Raw genomic sequence first — 21,610 nt, forward strand, 5'->3', positions numbered from 1 at the left:
ACAAGGGCCTATTGCCCGTTTTCCTCTTCAGAGGAAAGGGGGGCTTGCACTTCTTTTCCCACCTTGGCTGCTTCAATGTTCACAAAATCGGCCAGATTCCGCAGTGGCGGATAGGTCATTCCGTTCTGAATGAAGCTTGGAATCCGGCTTTGTTCGAGCACGAGACCCAGAAGGACTACAAAGAAAACAAGGGCTACGAAGCCACGCAGCACGCCGAACACGGCGCCGGCCACATGGTCGAACATGCCGATGCCTTCGGCCCCATGGATGTTTTTGGAAAGTCGCTGCCCAATCCATGCAATCAGCACATAAACGATGATGAAGGCGACGATCAGGAGAATCACGTCCGCCGTCCAGGGCGCCAAGTTTGGCGGCAACAGGGCGGAAAGATCATCATGGAAGAACACGCGGGCGTAATAGGCGGCGGCCAGTGCGCCGATAAATGCGCCGAGCGTGGCCAGTTCCCTGAGAAATCCACGGGCAAACCCCATGATCCCTGAGATCACAATAACCGCCAGCGCGATTCCGTCGAAAGCTGTAATGGATTCAAGCATTCAGTGCGTCCGGGGCAAGCAACTCCACAAGGTCGATAAGCCGTTTAATCGGCGTCACGGTCAAGCCATCCACTGCGGTCGGCGCGCCTTCCGGGACGAATGCGCGCTCGAATCCGAGCCGTTCGGCTTCCTTCAGGCGCTGTTCCATCCGGGCGACCGGGCGAACGGCGCCGGACAGGGCGACTTCGCCGAAGAAGACGCTGCGCTCCGGCGCAGGATTGGCGGATAGCGACGTGAGCAGGGCCGCGGCGGCCGAGAGGTCTCCGGCAGGCTCCATGATTCTGTAACCCCCGGCGACGGAGAGGTAGACATCCATCCCCGCCAGCGTGATGCCGCAGCGCGCTTCCAGCACGGCCAGCAGCATGGCGAGGCGGCTCGAATCCCAGCCGACCACGCTGCGCCGCGGCGTGCCGTAGGCGCTCTTGGCGACGAGCGCCTGCACTTCGGCCAGCACGGGACGGGAGCCTTCCATCGCGGCGAAGACTGCGGCGCCGCCTTCGCTCTCCCCGTCGGAACTGAGGAACAGGGCCGAGGGCTCCTTGGCGGGGGCGAGGCCATATTGGTGCATTTCGAAAATGCCGATTTCGTCTGTCGGGCCGAACCGGTTTTTCACCGCGCGCAGGATCCGGAACTGGTGGCCGCGCTCGCCTTCAAAATAGAAGACGGCGTCGACCATATGCTCCACCACGCGGGGGCCGGCGATATTGCCTTCCTTGGTGACGTGGCCAACCAGGACGACAGCCGCGCCGGACTTCTTGGCCCAGCGAGTCAGTTCCTGCGCGCAGGCGCGGACCTGGGAGACAGAGCCGGGGGCGGCCTCCAGGCTGTCCGACCAGAGCGTCTGGATCGAGTCGATCACGACAAAGTCCGGTTCGGCAGCTTTTAGGGCCGTTATGATCTTGCGTAAGTCCGTTTCCGTCGCGAGCTGCACAGGGCTTTCAGCCACTTTGAGGCGCTTAGCGCGGTCCTGAATCTGTGGCGCGGCTTCCTCGCCGGAGACATAAACCGTCTTCAACCCATTGCGGGCAAGGCGCGCTGCGACCTGCAGCAGCAGGGTCGATTTGCCGATGCCGGGATCCCCGCCGATCAGCGTTGCGGAGGAGGGCACAATGCCGCCGCCGAATACCCGGTCGAGCTCGTCGACCCCCATCACAATGCGGGCGGGCGCCTCGGCGGTGTCGTTCAGCGCAACGAATTCCACCTTGCTGGAGCGTTTCGTCCCCTTCTTCGGCGCGGCAAGGCCGCCCGGTACGCCGCCGGTGACTTCTTCCACCAGCGTGTTCCACTCTCCGCAGCCATTGCACTTGCCGCTCCACTTGGAGTGCACTTCCCCGCAGGACTGGCAGACAAAGGCGGTGGTTGCGATTTTGGCCATATGGTTTGGATAAGGGCGTTTGCCGGTTGGGGGAAGACCCTACAAAGCCGGCTGGATGGGGCCCTCGGCGCGTCCGTGTACGAACTGGTCGACATAGGCGTTGCCGCTGTCTTCCACTTCGGAAGCCTTGCCGCGCCAGATGATCTTGCCTTCGAACAACATGGCGACTTCGTCCGCAATCTTGCGGGCCGAGGCCATGTCGTGGGTGATGCTCACCGTGGCAGCGCCGAGGCCGCGGACCTGTTCGATGATCAGGTCGTTGATGGCGTCCGCCGTGATCGGGTCGAGGCCTGTGGTCGGCTCATCGAAGAAAATGAGGTCCGGTTTGGAGATGATCGAGCGGGCGAGCGAAACGCGCTTTTGCATGCCGCCGGAGATCTCTGCCGGGTAAAGATCTGCCACATCGGCGCCGAGGCGGACCTTGCTGAGCGTTTCGATGGCGCGGTCCTTTGCCTTGGCACGGCTGACCACGCCGGAGTTCACGAGACGGAACGCGACATTCTCCCAGACGGTGAGGGAGTCGAACAGCGCACCGGACTGGAACAGCATGCCGACACGTTCGCGCATGCGGGCGCGGGTCTTGCCCTTCGCCTGGGTCACATCCTCTCCATTGAACAGGATCTGTCCCGAATCCGGTGTCATCAGGCCGAGGGCGCTCTTCAGCATGACAGACTTGCCCGAACCGGAGCCGCCAATCACGACAAGGCTCTGGCCGGGGGCGACGTCCAGTGTCACCCCGCGCAGGACGTGGTTCTTGCCGAAACGCTTCTCGACATTCTGCAGACTGAGAATTGGGGTCGTCACAGGCCAAACTCCACGAAGATGGTCGACATGACATAGTTGGCGGCAAGCACCAGCACGGCCGCGCCGACCATGGACAGCGTCGCGGCCCGGCCAACGCCCGTTGCCCCGGCCTTGGACTGGTCACCCTGATAGCATCCCATCAGCGCGATGATGCCGCCGAACACGAATGCCTTGATGATGCCGGTGAGCACATCGTTGCGGGTCATGAAATCCAGCGTGTTGCGCAGGTAGACCGTAGAGTCGAAGCCGAGGCCGAAGACCGAGACCAGCCAGCCGCCCATCACGCCGATAATGTCTGCCACCACGACCAGCATGGGCACGGCAATCAGCGCAGCGAGGAAGCGCGGCGCATAAAGGTAGCGATAGCGGGACGCTGAAAGGGATTCCAGCGCGTCGATCTGTTCGGTCACCCGCATGGCGCCGATCTCGGCGGCGATCCCGGCGGAGACCCGGCCAGCCAGCATCAGCGCCGTGATGCTGGCGCCCAGTTCGCGTGTGATGCCCAGGACAACAATGTTCGGCACGAATTGTTCGGCGCCGAAACGGCCGCTGCCCTGATAGATGTTGAGTGCCAGCGCGGCGCCGATGAAGATCGCCGACATGCCGACCACCGGCAGGGAGTAGAACCCGATCTGGACGAATTGCTTCCAGATCTGTCCAAAATACCAGCGGGGCGAAAAGGCAGCCGCCTTCACCTGGGCCGAGAATGTGGCCAGCCGGCCGATCTCGGCAAAGAAGCCGAGGGTTGCTGAGCCGATCCAGGCCAGCGGATTGGGTATCCCGCGTTTACGGGTAGAGGCGTTCGACACGGGTCCCGATTCCTGTAAGTAATTCGTAGCCGAGTGTGTTGGCTCGCGCGGCCTGATCTTCGAGTTTGGCATGCGGACCAAGGAATTCAACGCGGCGGCCTGCTTTTGCCGCCCGCTGTGCTTTTGAAACATCAATCGTGATCAGATCCATCGTCACCCGCCCGGTTACCGGACAGGGTGTGCCGTCGAGCCAGCCGATGAAACAGTTGGAGGCCGATCTCAGTATGCCGTCTGCGTAACCAAGTCCAACGGTTGCCAGCAGCATGTCCTGCTTGGCTGTAAACGTCGCGCCATACCCGACGGTTTCCCCCGCCTTGACCGGGAAAACGCTCAGGATCTCCGCTTCCAGCGTCACAGCGTGTTCGATCTGCACGCGGGCGGGCGGGGTGGAGCCGCCATAAAGGGCGATGCCGGGGCGGGTGAGCTGGAAACCATAGTCACGGCCGAGATAACAGCCGGCGGAATTGGCAAGGCTTGCCGGCACGCCGGGGAAGGCGGCGGCGATCTCGCTAAAGGCGCCAAGCTGGGCGGCGTTCATTGCGTGGTCCGGGGTATCGGCGCAGGCCAGATGGCTCATCACCAGGACCGGTTTCAGGGCCCGCAAGGCGTCGCCTTCCGTCTCCAGCGCACTGGCGGGCAGGCCCAGCCGGTTCATGCCGGTGTCGAAATGCAGCGCGCAGGGCAGGTTCGCCGCATCGGCCCACAGCCTGATCTGCGCGTCGCTGTTCAGCACGGCGGTCAGGGCGTTTGCATGGAACAGGTGCATGGTCGAGGAGGCCGGACCGTTGAGAACGAAGATGGCCGGTTTGGCGCCGACCGCCTTGCGCACGATGGCGCCCTCTTCAGGATAGGCGACAAAGAAGGTTTCACACCCTGCCGCAGCGAGCGCTGCTGAGACACGTTCCGCGCCCAGGCCATAGGCATTCGCCTTTACGACCGCCGCTGTGTCTGCCTTCGGGTTCAGCCCCGCCAGCGTCCGCCAGTTGGCGACGATATGGCTGAGGTGAACAGTGGCACGCGGCTCGGACGACATGATTGCACGGGTTAATTGGCTTCTGCGCAATTGTCAGCCCGTCAAAGGCGGCACTTTCAGGCCTTTTGGCTATGGGCGAGCCAGGCAGAGCCTTTCATGTTCCAGACAGGGGTGAAGAAGACCATCCAGATGATCAGAGTGATCATGCCGCCCGCAGGCACGATGGCGATCTTCTCCGGCCCGAACAGGTCGACCAGGGCCCCCATCAGGAAAGCGCCGAACGGGGCGCCTGCCATGAAGCCCAGCTGATAGATCGACAGGACCCGGGCGAGCTTCTCTTTCGGGGCTGCGTCCTGCACGATTGAGCGGCTCATGGCGATGGAGATGCCTGCGGCGAGCCCCCAGACAAAGACGATGGTGAGGAAGCCCCAGTGAGGGATTGGCCACATCATCAGAAGAATACTGACCGACGCCAGGAACTGCGCGATCAGCAATAAGCGCCCCTGCCGCTTGATACGCTTGAAGATCGAGAGAACGACGGACGAGACGAACGCGCCCATCCAGAACGTCACGAACATGTCCCGGATCCCATCCGGCCCGAAGCCGTAGACATCGCGGTTCACGATGGGCAGCACGACGAGGAAAGCGCCGATCACGAAGATGCCGACACCGAACATCAGGGCCGTCATGGCCCAGAGCTTGCCGTCGGACCGGACGGCGTGGAACCCGTCGGCGATGTCGGCAAAGGCGCCCTGGATGCCCCGTCCGCTGCTGAGAAGCTGGCGCCCTTTGCCAAGCCAGAGTGCAAAAATGGCGCCGAGCGCGAGCACGGCGCCCTGAATGAAAAGAAGTTGTTCGGCCGGGATCGGGCCAATGCCGAACCCGCCCAGCCAGTCCGGCATCTTGGTCAGTTTGTCGGCATATCCGCCAATGATCAGGCCGCCGATCTGGGCGACGAACTGTGCCATCGTAGCCAGGGTCACGCCGAGTTGCAGGGTTACGCCGGACCCGACCCGGGCGCGGCGCTCGACCACTTCATTCACGATGGAGTCGCGGGCGGGCATCATGAAGGCACCGACCGTACCGATGGTCAGGCCGTAAGCGATCATGGCGGGATAGGTCAGCGTGCCTTTCCAGACAAAGGCTGCAAGGGCCAGGGCAGGGGCTGCCGCCATCAGGTGCAGCAGGATGAGCAGGCGTTTGCCGTCCGCCCGTTCGGCGACCACGCCCCCCAGCAACAGGAAGATCACGGACGGGCCAGACAAGGCCATGTTGGCGAGGCCCAGTGCGAGGCCGTCCCGGTGCAGGTGATTAGGGTCGGTGATCAGGTAGGGGAACAGCACCATCTGCAGGCCGAACGCCATGAACCAGCTGCACTGAACGAGAAGATAAGCCGGCAACTCGATCTTGACGACACGGCGGACGCGGCGCGCCCGCCAATGCGTCGCCGTGGATAGCAGCGAAGCCCCGGCTGTCAGCGCTTCGCTGACGCCGCTGACCGGCGACGTGATGTCGTCCGCGCCTTCCTCGGAAATCTCGTCGGCAATGGATTCGGCTGGTTCTTCCATTCATCCTCCCGCTCGGTGCGGGACATTAGGTAGGCCCGGCTGGGATGGAAAGCCCGCTTCGCCACAGAAACGCCGGGTTTCAACCAGTTGCGCTGCAGCGTTACGACCGGTAGCGTTAATGGACCTGCCGGTTTTCAGGGTGAACCATGCGTATATTCAGACATCTCATCAGTTGGGCGCTCGCGCTGTTCCTGATCGCCATGTTCATCCAGTCCACGATCGCGCCCTTGCCGAATCCGCCGGAGGGCTCGGTAAAGCTGTTCGATGCGCCAGGCCAGAACATCGTCTTCCAGACCATTGCCGAACGCTCGGGCGTTTCCCTGTTCGAACCGGCTGGCCGGTTCGTGATTGCGATTGTCGAATTGCTGGCCGCCTTTTTCCTGCTGCTGCCGTTCTCGCGGCGGTTCGGAGCGGCACTTGCGGCACTGGTTTGCGGCGCTGCCATTGCGTTTCACCTGTCTCCCTGGCTTGGCCGGGAAGTACCTGTCTCACTGGATCCGGCGAGCACTGCGACAGATGGAGGACAGTTGTTCATGCTGTCGATCCTGATGCTGGTGGCCAGCCTGCTGGTGCTGGTTGTGCATCCGGGCCGTATCCGCGGCTAGCCAACCGGCGCGCATTCCACCCCTCGTTAACTGTTTCCTGCGACCCTTTCCCGGTTCAACGGATACGAATTCGACATGGAATCGATCGAACAGGCCGAAAAGCCACGCACCGGGCGCGCGCGGAACACGCTGTTCCGGCGTCTGGTAGATATTGTTTCGATGCCTTCCGGCGGGCGGCTGACACAGCAGGACCGCCATATGGCAGCCGATATCCTGCTCGATATGCTGTTCCACGCAGACAATGAGGACCGCGCCATGTGCGCCCGGCGCCTGGCCCAGAGCAAGGAAGCCCCGCGGCGTCTGCTGCGCTATCTCGCGCAATGCCCTTACAAGATCGCGGCGCCTCTGCTGGAGGAGAACGAAGCGTTCGACGCCTGCGACCTGCGGGATATTGCCATGACCGGTACGCCCGATCACCGGCTGGCGATTGCCAAGCGCAAGAACATTCCGGGCATGGTCAGTGATTATCTCGCCGAAGAAGGCGAGGATCACGTGCTGAAAGAGCTGGTCTCGAACAATGGCGCAGAGTTGCCGGAGCAGGCCATCGACAAACTTGTGCGCCGGTCACGCGACGTGCCGGCCCTGTGCCCGATCATTGCAGACCGGCTGGAGACGATCCCGTCACATGCGCTGACATTGTTCTGGTGGGCCGATGGGCCGACCCGGAAGCGGATTCTCCAGCGCTATGCGTCCGACCGGCTCGAAATCATCGACTCCTGCAAGGACGTCTTCGAGATGATGGCGGATGAGCAATGGGCTGATCCGGTGGCACGAAAGGCCATCCAGCTGATCGAGCGCCGCCAGCGCAACCGCGCCGCGCTGGAACGCAGCCCCTTCGACAGCCTGGAAAGCGCGATCAATGCAGCCGCTCTTAACGGCATGGATGCGCAGACCGCCCAGGAGATCGGCTACCTGTCCGGTGTCAAACCTGTGACAGCTGCCAAGATTTTGGGCGATGAAGGTGGAGAAGCCCTGGCCGTGCTGTGCAAGGCGACCGGTGTGAAGCGGGATTTCCTGCCCGTCCTTTGGGTGGCGTTGAAGAAACCCCTGGAACTGGAGGAGGGGGTTGTTCATCCCCAATACCACCATGTCTCTGAAGTTTATGAGATTTTGAGCGTGGCGAAGGCGCAGACCATCCTGCGCTACTGGAACTGGGCGTTGTCGTCCGCTTATTCGCCCGGCGCCGTTCAGGCCGGCGCAGGGACGTCCATGCCGGCGAATGAGGAAGCAGAGTTCTCCGCAGCACAGCGTACAGCACGTCTGGTTTTTGGCAGATAACCGTTCAAAACTGCAAAACAGTCCCCAACGGGCTTTTCAAAACCACTTTACACCTTTAGTCCCATCCCGGTTAAGGGCGATAGAAAGAGGGTTGCGCGTGGCGTATTTCCTGGGGCTGGTACTGGCTTTGGCGGCGTTCTGGCTCGGGATGTCCGGCCATAACACGCCGTTGATTCTATCGTTGGGCGGCATTTCGCTCATCGTGACGTGTATTCTGGCCTACAGGCTGGACATCATCGACCGTGAAGGCTCGCCCTATGTGCGCCTCGTTGGTTTCATTCTTTACTTCCCCTGGCTGGCCAAAGAGATCGTGAAAGCGAACCTCAGCGTCATCCGCGCCTGCTTGAAGGCCGATCTGGATATCGCGCCGGCCCTGGTGAAGGTGAAGACGGTTTGCAAGTCAGACCTCGCCAAGGTGACCTTCGCCAATTCCATCACACTGACGCCCGGGACCGTGACCGTAGAGATCGAAGGCGACAAGCTGCTGGTGCACGGACTCTACGAACAGGATTCCCAGCCGGAAGCCTTCGTTGAAATGGACCAGCGCTCCGCCCGCGCGATTGACGGAAAGGGAGCCGCTGCATGATTGCCGCCGCGCTGATCGCGATTTTGTTCGGTATGGGGCTGCTGCTGCTGCGCGCCTTCATCGGACCGACGCTCTATGACCGTATTCTCGCGGTGAACTCGTTCGGAACCAAGACCGTGCTGGCGCTCGGCCTTCTGGGTTTCGTGATGGATCGCCCCGAATTTCTCGACATTGCCATCACCTATGCGCTGATCAACTTCGTTTCGACGATCGCGATCCTGAAATTCTTCCGCTACCGGTCTTTCCAGGTGCCGCTTGTGCGCCGCGGCCAGGGAGGCAATGCCGATGGCTGAGTTCTTCGCTGACCTTCTGGGATACTGGGAAGTCATCCGGTTTCCGCTCGGCGCTCTGTTGAGCCTTGGCGGCGCCCTCCTGTGTCTGATCGGCACCGTGGGCGTGCTGCGCTTCCCGGATATCTACACACGGCTTCATGCGGCTTCGATCACCGATACGTCCGGCGCAGCCCTGGTGCTGATCGGCATGATGCTGATTTCACCCGGCTGGCTGGTGATTTCCAAATTGTTCGCGATCTGCGTCTTCATATTCCTGACCAGCCCGACCGCGTCGCACGCGCTTGCCAATGCGGCCCATACCGCGGGTGTCCAACCGATTATCGGGCGGGTCGGAACATCTGAAGCGGAAGGGGAGGACGCCTGATGCACTCGATGTTCAATGGCGACTTTGGCGTCGTCCTGGTCAATATTTTCCTGCTCGGCATCCTGTTCGCCACCGGCGTGGCCATCGCACGGATGCGCAGCCTGTTTGCCATCGTGATGCTGTCGGGCATCTACTCGCTTGTTTCGGCCGCCTGGTATGTCGCTGTCGACGCCGTCGATGTGGCCTTTACCGAAGCCGCCGTTGGCGCTGGCATGTCGACCGTGGTGCTGCTGGGCGCGATGCTGCTCACTTCGCGCACGGCGAAACCGGAAAAATTCTTCTTCCGCCTTGGTCCCATGCTGGTCTGCCTGGCGACAGGCGCAGCCCTTATCTATGCCACTGTCGACCTGCCGGCGCTTGGCGACGCCTCGTCTCCGGCAAATACCGGGGTTGGCTTCACTTACCTTCAGGTCGCCTGGTTCGACACCGGCATTCCCAACGTCGTGACCCCCGTGCTCGGCAGCTATCGTGGCTTCGATACGCTGGGCGAGACATGTGTTGTGTTTACCGCTGGCCTGGCCGTTGCGTTGCTGCTGGGCTTTGGCGAACGCTCGCTGGCCGAGCGTATCCGCAATGAGGGCCGTTCAGGCGGTCACAGTGCGAACAAGACCGCGGCTGCCCGTGACGAGGATCCTTCATGAATACCGATCACCACGTCATCCTGCGCGTTATTGCGAAGATGCTGATCCCTGTGATCACCATGTTCGCCTTTTATGTTCAGTTCCACGGCGATTTCGGCCCGGGTGGTGGTTTCCAGGCCGGCGTGATTATCGCTGTTGCGATCATTCTTTATGCATTGGTCTTCGGCGTTCCGGCAGCGATGCGTGCCGTTCCGCCCGGTTTCACGCGCTCGCTCGCTGCGGTCGGCGTGATGATCTATGCCGGTGTCGGCTTCTGGGCGATGCTGCAGGGCGGTCACTACCTGGAATACCAGGCCCTGTTCCACGAGCCGCCGGGCGAGCACCATGGCCAGCACATCGGGATTCTCCTGATCGAGCTTGGCGTGCTGTGCGGTGTGTCCGGCGCCATGCTGACGATCTTCTACGCCTTTGCCGGTCGTGTGGCCGAAATCCGCGACGAGGACTGGTAAGCCATGCTGGAATTCCTGCTCGAACGCGCCAATTACTGGGTCGTCATCGTTCTGATGATGATCGGTCTCTATATTACTTTTGCGTCGCAGAACCTGATCAAGCGGATGGTTGGCCTCGGCCTGTTCCAGACAACGATCTGCCTGTTCTATGTGACGCTTGGCAAAGTCTCCGGCGGCACAGCGCCGATCCTGTTCGGGGATGACGCCATTGAACATCATGGCGCGGGTCATGCGGCGGAGGCCGAAGGCGGCCATGCCGCACTGGACGCCGTGCTCGCCGCCGGGGGAGAGCACGCAGAGCGCGTGGCGCATCTCACCAACACCTATTCCAACCCGCTTCCGCATGTCCTGATGCTGACGGCAATCGTCGTCGGCGTGGCGACGCTGTCGGTCGGCCTCGCCCTGGTCGTGCGGATCCGGGAAGCCTATGGCTCGATCGAGAATGACGAAGTGAACGAAATCGATCTTGAAACCGCGCTGGCCCAGCATGCCGAGGCCGAAAAAGCCGTGAGCGAGGCGACTGCATGATCGACGCTATTCTGAACGCTGCGCCAGCATGGGCGCTGACGCATGCCGCGCCGCTGCTGGTCATGGTGCCGCTGTTCCTGGCGCCGGCGCTGGCCCTGGTGCCGACAGGGCGCATCGCGTGGCTGGTTTCCATTGCTGCAACGGGTATCAGCTTCCTGTTCGCCATCATCCTGCTCGGCCTTGTGCAGACGTCACCGGTTGGCGTCGTGTCCTACGAGATCGGCAACTGGTCGGTGCCGCTGGGCATTGAGCTGCGGGTCGATGCGCTGAATGCCATGATCCTGCTGATCGTCACGACGATCGGCTTGCTCGCCTCGGTCTTCTCCTGGCCGACCGTGGTTGCGGAAATCCCGAAGCCGAAACGGTCGCTGTTCTATTCCGCTTTCCTCGTGTGTTTCGCCGGTCTCAATGGCGTGGCGATCACGGGGGACGCGTTCAACCTGTTCGTCTTCCTCGAGATTTCCTCGATCTCCACCTACGTTCTGGTCGCGCTCGGATCTAGCCGCGACCGCCGGGCCCTGCCGGCCGCTTTCAACTACCTGATCATGGGCACGATCGGCGCCAGCTTCTACATCATTGGCATCGGCTTCCTTTATGCGGCGACCGGTACGCTGAACATGTACCAGATCTCCACGCTGCTGCCGGAGCTGGCGGGGCACCGCAGTGTGCAGGCGGGCTTTGCATTCATCCTGGTTGGCCTGGGCCTGAAGGCGGCGATGTGGCCGCTGCACCAGTGGCTGCCGAATGCGTATTCCTACAGCCCCACTTTCGTGACGATGTTCCTGTCGGCGACAGCGACAAAGGTCGCGCTTTACGCGCTGATTCGGTTCCTGTTCACCGTGTTCCGTCCGGATTACGGCTTCGAGATTTCCGCCTTCAGCGCGATCCTCATGCCGCTTGGCATTGCAGCGATGGTCGTCTGCAGCTTCCAGGCGGTCTTCCAGACCGATGTCCGGCGTATCCTTGCTTATTCCTCGGTTGCGCAGGTGGGGTACATGATCCTCGGCGTGTCCATCGGGACGACCGCGGGCCTGTCAGCCGGCCTGTTCCATCTGATCAACCATGCCATGATGAAAGGCGCCCTGTTCATGGCGGTCGCCGGCGTGGTTCTGACCTACCAGGGGACGACGATACGGGACTTTGCCGGACTTGGACGGTCCGCTCCGTGGACCATGACGGCATTTGCCATTGCGGCCCTGTCGCTGATCGGCGTGCCGCTGACAGCCGGCTTCCAGTCAAAGCTCCAGCTCGGCTTCGCCCTGTTCGACCAGGGCCTGTGGTGGGCGGTCGCCCTCGTCGTGTTCTCGTCCTTCCTGGCAGTGATCTATATGGGCCGCGTCCTGGAGGCGGTGTTCTTTCAGCCCCCGGTCAATCCGCGCAAGACGCGCAAGGAGGCGCCTGTCCTCCTGCTCGTCCCGCTCTGGGTCCTGGCCCTCGCCAATTTGTATTTCGGTATCGCGGCGGACTTCCCGCTCGGCCTCGCGCGTGACGCGGCTGCCGCGGCCTTCGGTGTGGAGGCGTTCCGATGAGCCCTGAGACCCTGATCCTCGCCGCGCTGGTCCTGCCGCTGCTGATTGCGGGCGGTATTGCCGTCATGGGCTGGTCGCCGAACCTGCGGGAAGGGGTGACCTTCACCGGCGCAGGCCTGCTGTTTGTCGTGATCATCCTGCTGACCATGCATGTGGCCGGCGGGGAACGCCCCGAGCTGAACCTCGGCCAGGCGGCGCCGGGACTCAGCATGGCGTTCAAGCTGGAACCGCTGGGCATGCTGTTTGCCCTCGTGGCCAGCGGCCTGTGGATCGTGAACTCGTTCTATTCCGTCGGCTATATGCGCGGGAACCGAGAGCGGAACCAGACGCGCTTCTACATCTGCTTCGCGATTGCCATTTTCGGCGCCATGGGCGTCGCGATGTCGGCGAACCTGTTCACGCTCTTCATCTTCTACGAAGTGCTGACGCTGTCGACCTATCCGCTGGTGGCCCACAAGGGCGATGCCGCGGCCAAGCGCGGCGGCCGCATTTACCTGCTCACCCTGATGGGCACCTCGATTGGCCTGCTGCTGCCGGCCGTGATGTGGACCTGGGTGCTCGGCGGGCAAAATCTCGACTTCGTGCCCGGCGGCCTTCTGGCCGGGGCAGACATCAGCCCGGCCGTGGCCAGCGCGCTGTTGATCCTGTTTGCTTTCGGTGTCGGCAAGGCCGCGCTGATGCCGGTCCACTTCTGGCTGCCGAACGCCATGGTCGCGCCGACCCCCGTGTCGGCCCTCCTGCACGCTGTGGCGGTTGTGAAAGCCGGTGTGTTCACCATCATGAAGATCGCCATCTTCATCTTCGGGACGGACCTTCTGGAAGCGACGCCCGCGCGGGAATTCGTGCTCTGGGTGGCCTGTTTCACCATGGTGGTCGGTTCGCTGATTGCCATGACAAAGGACAATCTCAAGGCGCGGCTTGCCTATTCGACGATTGCGCAGCTGTCCTATGTGGTCGCCGGCGCGATGCTGGCCGACCCGGCCGGCTGGCTGGGCGGCAGCCTGCAGATCGCCGCGCACGCAGCCGGCAAGATGACGTTGTTCATGTGCGCAGGCGCGATCTACGTCGCCACGGGCCTGACCAATATTTCCGACATGCGCGGCCTTGGCCGCAAGATGCCGCTGGTCTTCATCGCCTTCATGATCGGATCCTTGTCGATCATCGGCTTGCCGCCCTTTGCCGGGGCCTGGCCGAAATATGAGCTGATGCAGGGCGCCATCGACCATAACAATGTCTACCTGTCTCTGGTCCTGATTGCGTCGTCGTTGCTGAACATCGCCTACCTGCTGCCGATCCCGCTGCTGGCCCTGATGCCACCGCCGGGTACAAAGGAGCCGAAGCCTTTCAAACGTCCGGACGGGGCACCGATGCCCACCGTGGTGGCGCCGCTGATCACCGCCACGCTGTGCATCATCCTGTTCTTCGCCGTCGGACCGATTTCAGATTTCCTTGCCCCGACTGTGGGTGACCGTGTCGAATACATCGCGGATGGAGGCCAGCCATGAGCGACCCGACCGACAATGGCCGCGACGATTCCGGCCGCTTCGTGAAGCGCGCAGCAGAGTCCGTGCACAAGCTGAACACGCCATCGGCAGAGGGCATTCATCCGCTGTCGCAGATCCTGTTCGGCTGGACGCACCGCAAGGGCATCGGCAACATCATCTTCTACGTGCTTCTGGGCCTGTCGCTGATCATGCTGTCCGTCGACTTCTTCGTGGTGCGGCACGACTATCTGAAATTTGCAAATTATTCCGGCTTCTACGGCATCTGGGGCTTCGTCTGTTTCTCCTTTGCCGTGATCATGGGCTGGCCTCTGGGCCACATGCTGCGCCGGGACGAGAACTATTATAACGACGCCGGCGGACCGCCCGAGGGCGTCGATCCGGAGGCGCCGATGGCAGATGACCTGCCAGCGCCGCACCACACTTCCGAGGGAGACGCGTAATGCCGACCATGCTGGCAGGTCTCAATCCCGGATGGGTGCTGATTATCGCAGGTGTCGCGAGCCTGTTCATCACCATGCGCAGCGTGCGCCAGGTGGTGACCATTGCCGCGCCGCTGCTGGCGTTGCTGCTGCTGGTGTTCGCACCGCAGAATGCCGATCTCGTGACGACGCAGGTTCTGGGCCTGAAAATGGTGCTCTACCGCGTCGATGCGCTGAACTTCATCTTCAGCCTCGCCTTTCTTATCGCCGCCGTTCTGAACGGCATCTACGCCCTGCATTCGGACGACCGGATCCAGGATGGAGCGGCGCTGTTCTACGCCGGGGCGGCCGTCGCCGCGACGCTCGCAGGCGACCTGATGACCCTGTTCGTGTTCTGGGAACTGACGGCCATCAGCTCCGTCTTCCTGATCCTGCGGGCGCAGACGCGTGCGGCTTACTATGCGGCCATGCGGTATCTGGGCGTACAGGTCCTGTCGGGCGTGCTGCTGCTGAATGGCCTGGCCTATGTGCTGAAGTCGCGCGGGGACCTGTCGCTCGAAGCCTTTACCGATCTGTCCGATCCGGGCGTGCTGTTCATCTTCATCGCCTTCGGCATCAAGGCGGCATTCCCGCTGCTGCACAACTGGCTGCAGGATGCCTATCCGAAGGCCACCGTTGTCGGATCGGTCGTGCTGTCGGTCTACACGACCAAGCTGGCCGTCTACGCGCTGGCCCGCATGTTCCCGGGACAGGACCATTTGATCTGGATCGGCGCGACGATGACGGTCTTCCCGGTCTTCTTTGCCGTGATCGAGAACGATCTGCGCCGCGTGCTGTCCTATTCGATCAACAACCAGGTCGGCTTCATGGTCTGCGGTGTTGGCGTCGGCACACCGCTGGCGATCAATGGCGTCGCCGCGCACGCCTTTGCGGATATCTTCTTTAAAGGCCTCCTGATGATGTCGATGGGCGCCGTGCTCTATCGGACCGGGACGGTGAAAGCCAGCCAGCTGGGCGGCTTGCACCGCTCCATGCCGTGGACCACGGTGTTCTGCATTATCGGCGCGATGGCGATCTCGGCCTTCCCGCTGTTCTCGGCCTTTGTGACCAAGTCGATGATCATTTCGGAAGTCGCCTCGGCCGGATATGCCGTGATCTTCCTGATGCTTATGTTCGCTTCGGCCGGTGTGCTGGAACACTCAGGCATCAAGATTCCGTATTACGCCTTCTTCGGCCACGACAGCGGCCTGCGTGTGAAGGAAGCGCCCTTCAACATGCTGCTCGCCATGGGCATCGCGGCGTTCCTCTGCATCTTCCTGGGGCTGCCTGCGCTGTTCCCGGGCTTCGGGCATGAATGGCTCTATGGGCTGTTGCCTTACAGAGAGGAGGCGATGGGCTATTCCCATCACCACCTGTTCTCGTTCGAGCACATTCTCACCCAGTTCCAGCTCCTGGTGCTCGCCATCTTCGCCTTTGTCCTGCTCAAGCGTGTCCACGCTTACCCGCCGGAGAAACGCGGCGTGATCCTCGACAGCGACTGGACCTACCGCAAGGTGGGCTACAACCTGGTCAAATGGGCCGGCACTGTATGGGGCAAAGCCGGACCTGCGATGACGGCGGCCTTCTTCCGGATTACCAGCCGGGCCTACAACTGGATCGAAGCGGCTTTCAGCCCGCGGGGCGAACTGGCCCGGGGCGGCGTGCTGAATGGCGCGATGACAATCTGGACGGCGGCGCTGCTGGGCATTGTCCTGCTGCTGTCCTTCATGGCTGTCGGCTAGACAGACCTGCCTGAAACTGAGGCATGGACGCGGCCCCCACCGGTGTGGCGGAGGCCGCGTCTGAAATTTTGAGATATACGTTTTCGGACTTGTGCGAAGGTGCAGGCCGGTCATTGGGATGCGGGGGCAGGGTAATAGGTGTCAGATACAAACAAGGGTGAGCAAGACCAGCCGGGCCTGGTCGGCTACGCTTCCAAAATCGTCGCCGCCTATGTCGGCAACAATACAGTTGCATCGGATGACTTGCCGGATCTGATCCGTCTCGTGCATGACTCCCTGTCGGCCGTTGCGGGGAGTGAGGCCGACAAGCCCCAGCTCAAACCTGCCGTGCCAGTTGCGAAATCCATCTCAGACAATTTCCTGATCTGTCTGGAGGACGGCAAGAAGTTCAAATCGCTGAAACGCCACCTGCGTACGTCCTATGACATGTCGCCGGAAGAATACCGGGCGAAATGGCACCTGCCGTCCGACTATCCAATGGTTGCGCCGGGATATTCGCGTCAGCGTTCAAAGCTTGCCAAAAAGATGGGCCTGGGCCGCGCAGACAAGTAAAAGAACTCAGGCGCGAATACTTGTTGTTCCGGAAACGAAATAAAACATTCCGGTAACCTTGGTTAACAAAACATCACAAAGACTCTTGATTCGGACCCACAACTCGCGCGATAGGTGATTCTATCGAATCACCACGGGGGTGGCTGAAGATGACCAAACAGAATGTTTTCAGAGGCGTAACGGCCGTCCAGCGCAGCCTTGTCGACTATTGGTGCCGACTGGGCGAATCGGACGGTGTCCCGCGCCGCGAATCGGTGGACCCGGGACACCTGCGGTCCGTGCTGGCCAGCATTTCCATCGTAGAGTTCGACGAATCGGGGGCCGGGCGCTTCCGAATCGCCGGATCCCGCCTGCGCGACCTGCTCGGTTTCGAAGCCCGCGGCCGCCTGATCGAGGAGGTTGCCGGCACCGCTGCCGAGACCTATGCGCTGGGCCTGTCCGCCGCGATCGACCGGGCCATGCCGGTGGGCGGCGTGATTGAAACCGGCAACCGGCTGCATGCCTGGCTTCGCCTGCCGCTGACCGGGGCCGATGGCCGGATCAATCAGGTGTTGTGCCATGACGAGGAACTCGCCAGCCGCCACCTGCTGCTGACGCCGCCGGGTGGGGCCGCTATCCACCAGAAATCGAACCTCTACGCCGCCTGAATCCCTTGCTGCGCCTGGCACGGCGTTGCGCGGATAGGAAAGTTATCCTACACTGCCTGATCTCGGGTAGTCTTCTGCCTGTTCCATATAGCAGGAGGATGACTTGTCGGATTTCGACCCCAGGAAAGATGAAGACCGCGCCTATCTCGCCGGTGCCCTGACCGCTTATGCGCTCGGGCTCAAACCGGAGGAGGTGCTGAGCGGCGGGCGCGGCTCCCCGGCGGAGGCACGGGCCCGGCAGGTCGCGATGTATTTGTTGCGCGCCAGCCTCGGCATGAGCCTCAGCCGGGTTGCGCGGGCATTCAGCCGCGACCGCTCGACGGTGTCCCATGCCTGCCACGTCATCGAAGACCTGCGTGACGATCCGGACTTCGACATCTGGGTGGAACAATTGTCCGTGGGCCTGTGCAGCGTGGCCGTTTTGGGGGGGGCATCCTTTGACGATGCGCGGGTGGCCTGTGCCGGGTAAGCGCGACCGTATCCTGTCGGGCTGGCGGGCCCGGCGCCTGTTGCGGACGGGCGGCCTGATTGTGCGGGACGGCGCGGCATTCCGGCTCCATCAGTGGGCAGATGAGCGAAGCCGCCGCTGTGGCCGACTGCCGGCCCATGTCGTGGTGCGCCTGAAAGCGGCCGACCTGCTGGCTGCTTTCCGGGGCGATCCTGACCGTCTGGTCCAGGCAGGCGACGTGCCCTTGGAGACGCCAAGACCGGTTGCCGTTCTGCACAGTCCAAACGGGACGCCGCCGGTCCGGGTGCTGGAACACATTGCTGCGTCATCGCCGCTCGGGGTCCGGCTGCGCGCGGCGGCCGGGCGGTTCCGGGCGGACTACCACCTGGCTGCGTCCCCGGGCCGGTTGCGCACCGACGCGCCGAAACAGCTGGCGGCGGCGTGCGAGCGGTTGACGTCCATCGAAACCGCGCTCGGCCCTGACACGGCCGGCTTGATCGAAATGCTGGTGCTGGACAGGTTCACCGTCTCGGCGTTGCGGCACGAAACCGGTGGCGGGCTTGACCGGGCGAGGGATGCCCTGGCGCGACTGACCGAGGCCTACGGCCTGCTTTGTCCGGATCAGGAGGCGGGCAGGGCTTTCGCGTCGTCCTGAATACGAGACAGCATGGAGGCGAGGCCGTTTGAGCGCTGGGCCGTCAGTGCGCCGCTGACGCCGATTTCGTCCAGGAAGGCCTTCGCGTCGAAAGACAGGATTTCGTTCCGGCTGGCACCGGAATAGAGCTGGACGAGCAGGGCGATCAGGCCGGAAACGATCATGGCATCGGACTCGGCCCGCAAGACCATCTTGCCGTCTTCCCAGCCGGTCACCAGCCAGACCTGGCTGGCACAGCCGCGGACGCGTGTTTCCTCTGTCCGCTCGTGCGGCTCCAGGGGCGGGTTCGCTTTGCCAAGGTCGATGATGTGGGCATAGCGCGCCTCCCAGTCATCGAGCCAGGAGAAGTCTTCACGGATGTCTGCGGCGGTTTCGGCAATACTCATGGGCGCTGACATGGGGCATCCAGCCACAAAAGAAAACCCCCGGCGGCCATGGGCCCCGGGGGTCAAGGTTGAGAGATGGAGGGGGCTTACTGGTAGACCCCACCGATACACTTACCCACATCGGCGAGCGCGTGCTCTCCGATACAGAAAGGTACTTCGTACTGCTGGTTCGCAGCGGCAACGCATTGTTGCAGGTTCAGGTTGGCCATGTTCATGCAGCCGCGGGTCTCGCGTTCGGACATGGCGCTGGACATCTGAGCCGGGGTTGCGGCTTCAGCGCCCATGACGCGGAAAGCGGCGAGTGTGGCGATCTGGTCAGCGATCGGTTCCTTGCCGTATTTCACGCGCTTGCGGTTGAGTTTGAGGCCGGACGTCACGGCGACCGGGAAACGGACAGCACTGGCGGCGCCGGAGACATTGTCCCAAAGCGACGGGGCGCCGGGGACACCGGCCTGCACCAGCACGCCGTCGATGTCAGCGGCGCTGAAGGCGTTGACCAGCGGTTGGCTGGCCGGGATGCCGGCCTTCTGGATCTTGTCGAGGGTTGTGGCCTTGGCGCCTGAATTGCCGATCTTGGCCTTGGCCCAGCCGGATGCCTGCAGCGAGTAGGCCTGTTCCTTCACGAACGCCGCAGCGCTGGAAAGGCGGCGGCTGTCAGCCTCGGTCGCGGCGAGCGCGGCGCTGACGGCATTGTCGCCCCCACTCAGCGTACGGGCATAACGGACGTCATTGGCGAGGCCGTTCATCATGGCGTCACGGCCATAGAAATCTGCGATGTCACGTACGGCGGCGCGATACTCAGCGTCCTGAGAAGCGATAAGGGCGGAATAGGAAATCCAGCCTTGCGACAGCTGGTCCGGATTGTGTCCGCCAAGTGAATTCAGGGCGTTGTCGATGTCGCCCGCAGAGCCGAGCGGTTTCGTTTTAACGTCCGTCACTTCGGATTGGTAAGTGGCGTAAACGGCGGCGGATTTCGAGATCGCGTCCCCGGTTTTCTTCTCTTCAGGCTGGCCTTCCTGTGCGGAGGCCCCAAGAGCCATCCCCATAGCGATAACAATGGCCCCGATCGTTCTGATGGAATTCATGTTCGCTTACTCCCTCACGCGTCACACGATACTTTCTGCCTGAACTTCCCCAACGGGGGAACAGCAGCTTGCCCGCTTCTTGCATTACAAATACAGCAAGAAACCGCCGACACCGTCACAATGCCTAATGAATCTCACCGGGGTATTAATATGTTGCCCCAAAAGCAGCGTCAGAGATTACGAATTATCCATCTTGGCTGGCTGGCCATGGTGGTCGCGGTTGCCTGTTCTATTCTCGTATCACGCGAAAAAGAAGCATTGTCGTTCGCTTGGCTGGGGTTGGCCTCCCTCCCGGGACTGGCGGGTTATCTGTTGCTTGGGCCTGACCGGCTCCTGAACCAATTTGCCCCGTCTTTTCTGGTGATTACGTGGACTGTGTTCGCCGCGTTTGCCCTCGCGCTGAGCGGTGCGGCGATGTCTCCGCTGGCCGTTCTTTTCGTGATCGCGCCGCTTGTCGCGCTCAACCTCCAAAACTCCAGCATGGCGGCCGAAGCGTCGATCTTCGGGGCCGGGGCTTATTTCGTGGCGATTCTGTTGTCCGAAATCGGGATTCTGCCAATGGGGGAGACCGTTCCGGGCTTCTCCAGCGTCGCCCGGCTGCTGGCTTTTGCAGCGCTTGTCATCTGCGCGCTGCTGGTCTGGTACCTGGCCCGCGGTCAGGAACAGCGCGCCGCAGCCGACCAGATCCAGCCTGTCGAGGTTTCCCATCCCGCGAAGGCGACCATACCGGTTCCGGCGGGGTCCGGCGTTCTCCTTCTGGACGTGACGCCTGACGGAATGATCCGCGGCGCTGACGGCGACAAGCTCGGCCTGCCGGCGATTGGCGCGGGCACGCTGTTGCGCGATGTCCTTGATCCGGCGACACCGCCTGCAACGCTTCAGGGGCCATCCCCGATGGCGGGTGAGGCGACGCTTGTCAGCGGCCGCAAGGTCGGGTTCTGCGCCACGCCATATGAAGGCGGCACGCATCTGGTGCTGATCGACCGCCAGTCACAGGACGAGAAAGTCCCGCCTGTCGATGCCGAAACGCATGCGCGCGACGCCGTTCGCCAGCGCACCGCGTTCTTTGCCTCGCTGGGGCATGACCTGAAAACACCGCTGAATGCCATCATCGGCTATGCTGACATGATGCGCCACGGCGTCCGCGGGCCGCTGCCGGAAGCCTATCAGGACTATCCGGCCATCATTCATGACAGCGGGCAGGAACTGCTCCTCATGGTCGAGGATATGCTGGACCTCGCCCGTGCGGATGCCGAACGCTACCGTCTGGAGCCGGAACCGGTGGACCTGACCGCCTCCGCGCAGTCGGTGCTCCGCCAACTGGAAAACCAGGCCGAACGGGCCGGCGTGAAGCTGCGCCTGAAGGCCGACGAAGAAGTCTGGGCCCAGGCCGATGCGCGTGCCGTGCGCCAGATCTGGCAGAACCTGGTGTCCAACGCGATCAAATACTCGAACAGCGACAGTGCCGTGGTGCTGGACGCCGAGATCAGCGGCAATGCCGCCATCCTGTCGGTGACTGACAAGGGCGCGGGCATGAGCGAGGATGACGTACGCCTCGCGCTGGAACCCTTTTCCCAGGGCGGAAATGCCCGGGGTGTGAAGGGTACGGGGCTGGGCCTCGCCGTGGTCAAACGCTTTGCGGAGATGCACGGCGGCCAGATCGATATCCGCTCGGCGCCCGGCAAAGGCACCCGCGTTACTGTGACCCTGCCGTGCGCACAGGACGCGGACATCGACCCCATGGGCGATGCCGCGCAATAGCGCTTCGATCATTTT

Annotated in this window: 25 protein-coding genes; 17 read left to right on the plus strand and 8 right to left on the minus strand. The window is 62.4% G+C overall.

Features of this window, described 5'->3' with window-relative positions; all coding sequences use genetic code 11:
* Positions 1-8: 8 nt before the first annotated feature.
* From HAD_RS08885 to HAD_RS08910, 6 genes are read right to left on the minus strand one after another with little or no spacing between them, the layout of a single operon-like run.
* Positions 9-554 carry a CvpA family protein gene (locus HAD_RS08885; protein WP_035570583.1) on the minus strand — a complete coding sequence of 182 codons (546 nt, stop codon included), beginning with the start codon at positions 552-554 and terminating at the stop codon, positions 9-11.
* On the minus strand, positions 547-1,929 hold the full coding sequence (gene radA, locus HAD_RS08890; RefSeq protein ID WP_035570584.1) for a DNA repair protein RadA: 1,383 nt from the start codon (positions 1,927-1,929) through the stop codon (positions 547-549). The genes HAD_RS08885 and radA overlap by 8 nt, the downstream gene beginning before the upstream one ends.
* Positions 1,930-1,968: 39 nt before the next feature.
* The gene (locus tag HAD_RS08895) at positions 1,969-2,733 is read right to left on the minus strand and encodes an ABC transporter ATP-binding protein (RefSeq protein ID WP_035570585.1); all 765 of its coding nucleotides are present in this window, start codon (positions 2,731-2,733) and stop codon (positions 1,969-1,971) included.
* Positions 2,730-3,542 carry an MlaE family ABC transporter permease gene (locus HAD_RS08900; RefSeq protein WP_035570586.1) on the minus strand — a complete coding sequence of 271 codons (813 nt, stop codon included), beginning with the start codon at positions 3,540-3,542 and terminating at the stop codon, positions 2,730-2,732. The genes HAD_RS08895 and HAD_RS08900 overlap by 4 nt, the downstream gene beginning before the upstream one ends.
* On the minus strand, positions 3,520-4,575 hold the full coding sequence (alr, locus tag HAD_RS08905) for an alanine racemase (RefSeq protein ID WP_035570587.1): 1,056 nt from the start codon (positions 4,573-4,575) through the stop codon (positions 3,520-3,522). Before alr ends, HAD_RS08900 begins: the two co-directional genes overlap by 23 nt.
* 56 nt (positions 4,576-4,631) lie before the next feature.
* Positions 4,632-6,083 (minus strand): MFS transporter, encoded by a 1,452-nt coding sequence (locus HAD_RS08910; protein WP_035570588.1) that lies wholly within the window; start codon positions 6,081-6,083, stop codon positions 4,632-4,634.
* 146 nt (positions 6,084-6,229) lie between these two features.
* Here HAD_RS08910 and HAD_RS08915 point away from each other — a divergent pair, with 146 nt between their 5' ends.
* The 16 genes from HAD_RS08915 (at position 6,230) to HAD_RS08990 (ending at position 18,363) form a co-directional block, all read left to right on the plus strand.
* The gene (locus HAD_RS08915; protein ID WP_035570589.1) at positions 6,230-6,688 is read left to right on the plus strand and encodes a hypothetical protein; all 459 of its coding nucleotides are present in this window, start codon (positions 6,230-6,232) and stop codon (positions 6,686-6,688) included.
* Positions 6,689-6,763: 75 nt separating this feature from the next.
* On the plus strand, positions 6,764-7,966 hold the full coding sequence (locus HAD_RS08920) for a DUF2336 domain-containing protein (RefSeq protein WP_035570591.1): 1,203 nt from the start codon (positions 6,764-6,766) through the stop codon (positions 7,964-7,966).
* 97 nt (positions 7,967-8,063) lie between these two features.
* Entirely contained in the window at positions 8,064-8,552 is a 489-nt protein-coding gene (locus HAD_RS08925) for a Na+/H+ antiporter subunit E (protein ID WP_035570592.1), read from the plus strand.
* Positions 8,549-8,845: an MrpF/PhaF family protein gene (locus tag HAD_RS08930; protein ID WP_035570593.1), complete on the plus strand. Its 297-nt coding sequence runs from the start codon at positions 8,549-8,551 to the stop codon at positions 8,843-8,845. The genes HAD_RS08925 and HAD_RS08930 overlap by 4 nt, the downstream gene beginning before the upstream one ends.
* Positions 8,838-9,209, plus strand: a complete 372-nt coding sequence (gene mnhG, locus HAD_RS08935; protein WP_035570594.1) for a monovalent cation/H(+) antiporter subunit G — start codon at positions 8,838-8,840, stop codon at positions 9,207-9,209. The genes HAD_RS08930 and mnhG overlap by 8 nt, the downstream gene beginning before the upstream one ends.
* Positions 9,209-9,850, plus strand: a complete 642-nt coding sequence (locus tag HAD_RS18785) for a DUF4040 domain-containing protein (protein WP_084331848.1) — start codon at positions 9,209-9,211, stop codon at positions 9,848-9,850. The genes mnhG and HAD_RS18785 overlap by 1 nt, the downstream gene beginning before the upstream one ends.
* Positions 9,847-10,299: a Na(+)/H(+) antiporter subunit B gene (locus HAD_RS18790; RefSeq protein ID WP_035570595.1), complete on the plus strand. Its 453-nt coding sequence runs from the start codon at positions 9,847-9,849 to the stop codon at positions 10,297-10,299. Before HAD_RS18785 ends, HAD_RS18790 begins: the two co-directional genes overlap by 4 nt.
* Positions 10,300-10,302: 3 nt before the next feature.
* A complete protein-coding gene (locus tag HAD_RS08950) occupies positions 10,303-10,827 on the plus strand; it encodes a cation:proton antiporter subunit C (protein ID WP_035570596.1) in 525 nt (174 codons plus the stop codon).
* On the plus strand, positions 10,824-12,356 hold the full coding sequence (locus tag HAD_RS08955; RefSeq protein ID WP_051596061.1) for a monovalent cation/H+ antiporter subunit D family protein: 1,533 nt from the start codon (positions 10,824-10,826) through the stop codon (positions 12,354-12,356). The genes HAD_RS08950 and HAD_RS08955 overlap by 4 nt, the downstream gene beginning before the upstream one ends.
* Entirely contained in the window at positions 12,353-13,861 is a 1,509-nt protein-coding gene (locus HAD_RS08960) for a monovalent cation/H+ antiporter subunit D family protein (protein WP_035570598.1), read from the plus strand. The genes HAD_RS08955 and HAD_RS08960 overlap by 4 nt, the downstream gene beginning before the upstream one ends.
* Positions 13,858-14,301, plus strand: coding sequence for a hypothetical protein (locus tag HAD_RS08965; RefSeq protein WP_035570599.1), 444 nt, complete (start codon positions 13,858-13,860; stop codon positions 14,299-14,301). Before HAD_RS08960 ends, HAD_RS08965 begins: the two co-directional genes overlap by 4 nt.
* Positions 14,301-16,061, plus strand: coding sequence for a Na(+)/H(+) antiporter subunit D (locus HAD_RS08970; RefSeq protein ID WP_035570600.1), 1,761 nt, complete (start codon positions 14,301-14,303; stop codon positions 16,059-16,061). Before HAD_RS08965 ends, HAD_RS08970 begins: the two co-directional genes overlap by 1 nt.
* Before the next feature lie 138 nt (positions 16,062-16,199).
* On the plus strand, positions 16,200-16,613 hold the full coding sequence (locus tag HAD_RS08975; protein WP_241765333.1) for a Ros/MucR family transcriptional regulator: 414 nt from the start codon (positions 16,200-16,202) through the stop codon (positions 16,611-16,613).
* Between the two features lie 149 nt (positions 16,614-16,762).
* On the plus strand, positions 16,763-17,260 hold the full coding sequence (locus HAD_RS08980; protein ID WP_035570602.1) for a PAS domain-containing protein: 498 nt from the start codon (positions 16,763-16,765) through the stop codon (positions 17,258-17,260).
* 103 nt (positions 17,261-17,363) lie between these two features.
* Positions 17,364-17,729 carry a helix-turn-helix domain-containing protein gene (locus tag HAD_RS08985; RefSeq protein WP_051596062.1) on the plus strand — a complete coding sequence of 122 codons (366 nt, stop codon included), beginning with the start codon at positions 17,364-17,366 and terminating at the stop codon, positions 17,727-17,729.
* Complete coding sequence (locus HAD_RS08990; protein ID WP_035570604.1) at positions 17,704-18,363, plus strand: hypothetical protein; 660 nt, start codon at positions 17,704-17,706, stop codon at positions 18,361-18,363. Before HAD_RS08985 ends, HAD_RS08990 begins: the two co-directional genes overlap by 26 nt.
* Here the strand turns inward: HAD_RS08990 and HAD_RS08995 are convergent.
* Both HAD_RS08995 and HAD_RS09000 read right to left on the minus strand, forming a co-directional pair.
* Positions 18,330-18,761, minus strand: coding sequence for a SufE family protein (locus HAD_RS08995; RefSeq protein ID WP_035570606.1), 432 nt, complete (start codon positions 18,759-18,761; stop codon positions 18,330-18,332). The two genes, HAD_RS08990 and HAD_RS08995, sit on opposite strands and share 34 nt — an antisense overlap.
* A 74-nt stretch (positions 18,762-18,835) precedes the next feature.
* Positions 18,836-19,834 (minus strand): hypothetical protein, encoded by a 999-nt coding sequence (locus HAD_RS09000; protein WP_035570608.1) that lies wholly within the window; start codon positions 19,832-19,834, stop codon positions 18,836-18,838.
* A 150-nt stretch (positions 19,835-19,984) separates the two neighbouring features.
* Here HAD_RS09000 and HAD_RS17955 point away from each other — a divergent pair, with 150 nt between their 5' ends.
* The gene (locus HAD_RS17955) at positions 19,985-21,595 is read left to right on the plus strand and encodes a sensor histidine kinase (protein ID WP_162177486.1); all 1,611 of its coding nucleotides are present in this window, start codon (positions 19,985-19,987) and stop codon (positions 21,593-21,595) included.
* The last annotated feature ends 15 nt before the right edge of the window (positions 21,596-21,610 follow it).

The organism is Hyphomonas adhaerens MHS-3, assembly GCF_000685235.1.
GTDB classification, from domain to species: Bacteria; Pseudomonadota; Alphaproteobacteria; order Caulobacterales; family Hyphomonadaceae; genus Hyphomonas; species Hyphomonas adhaerens.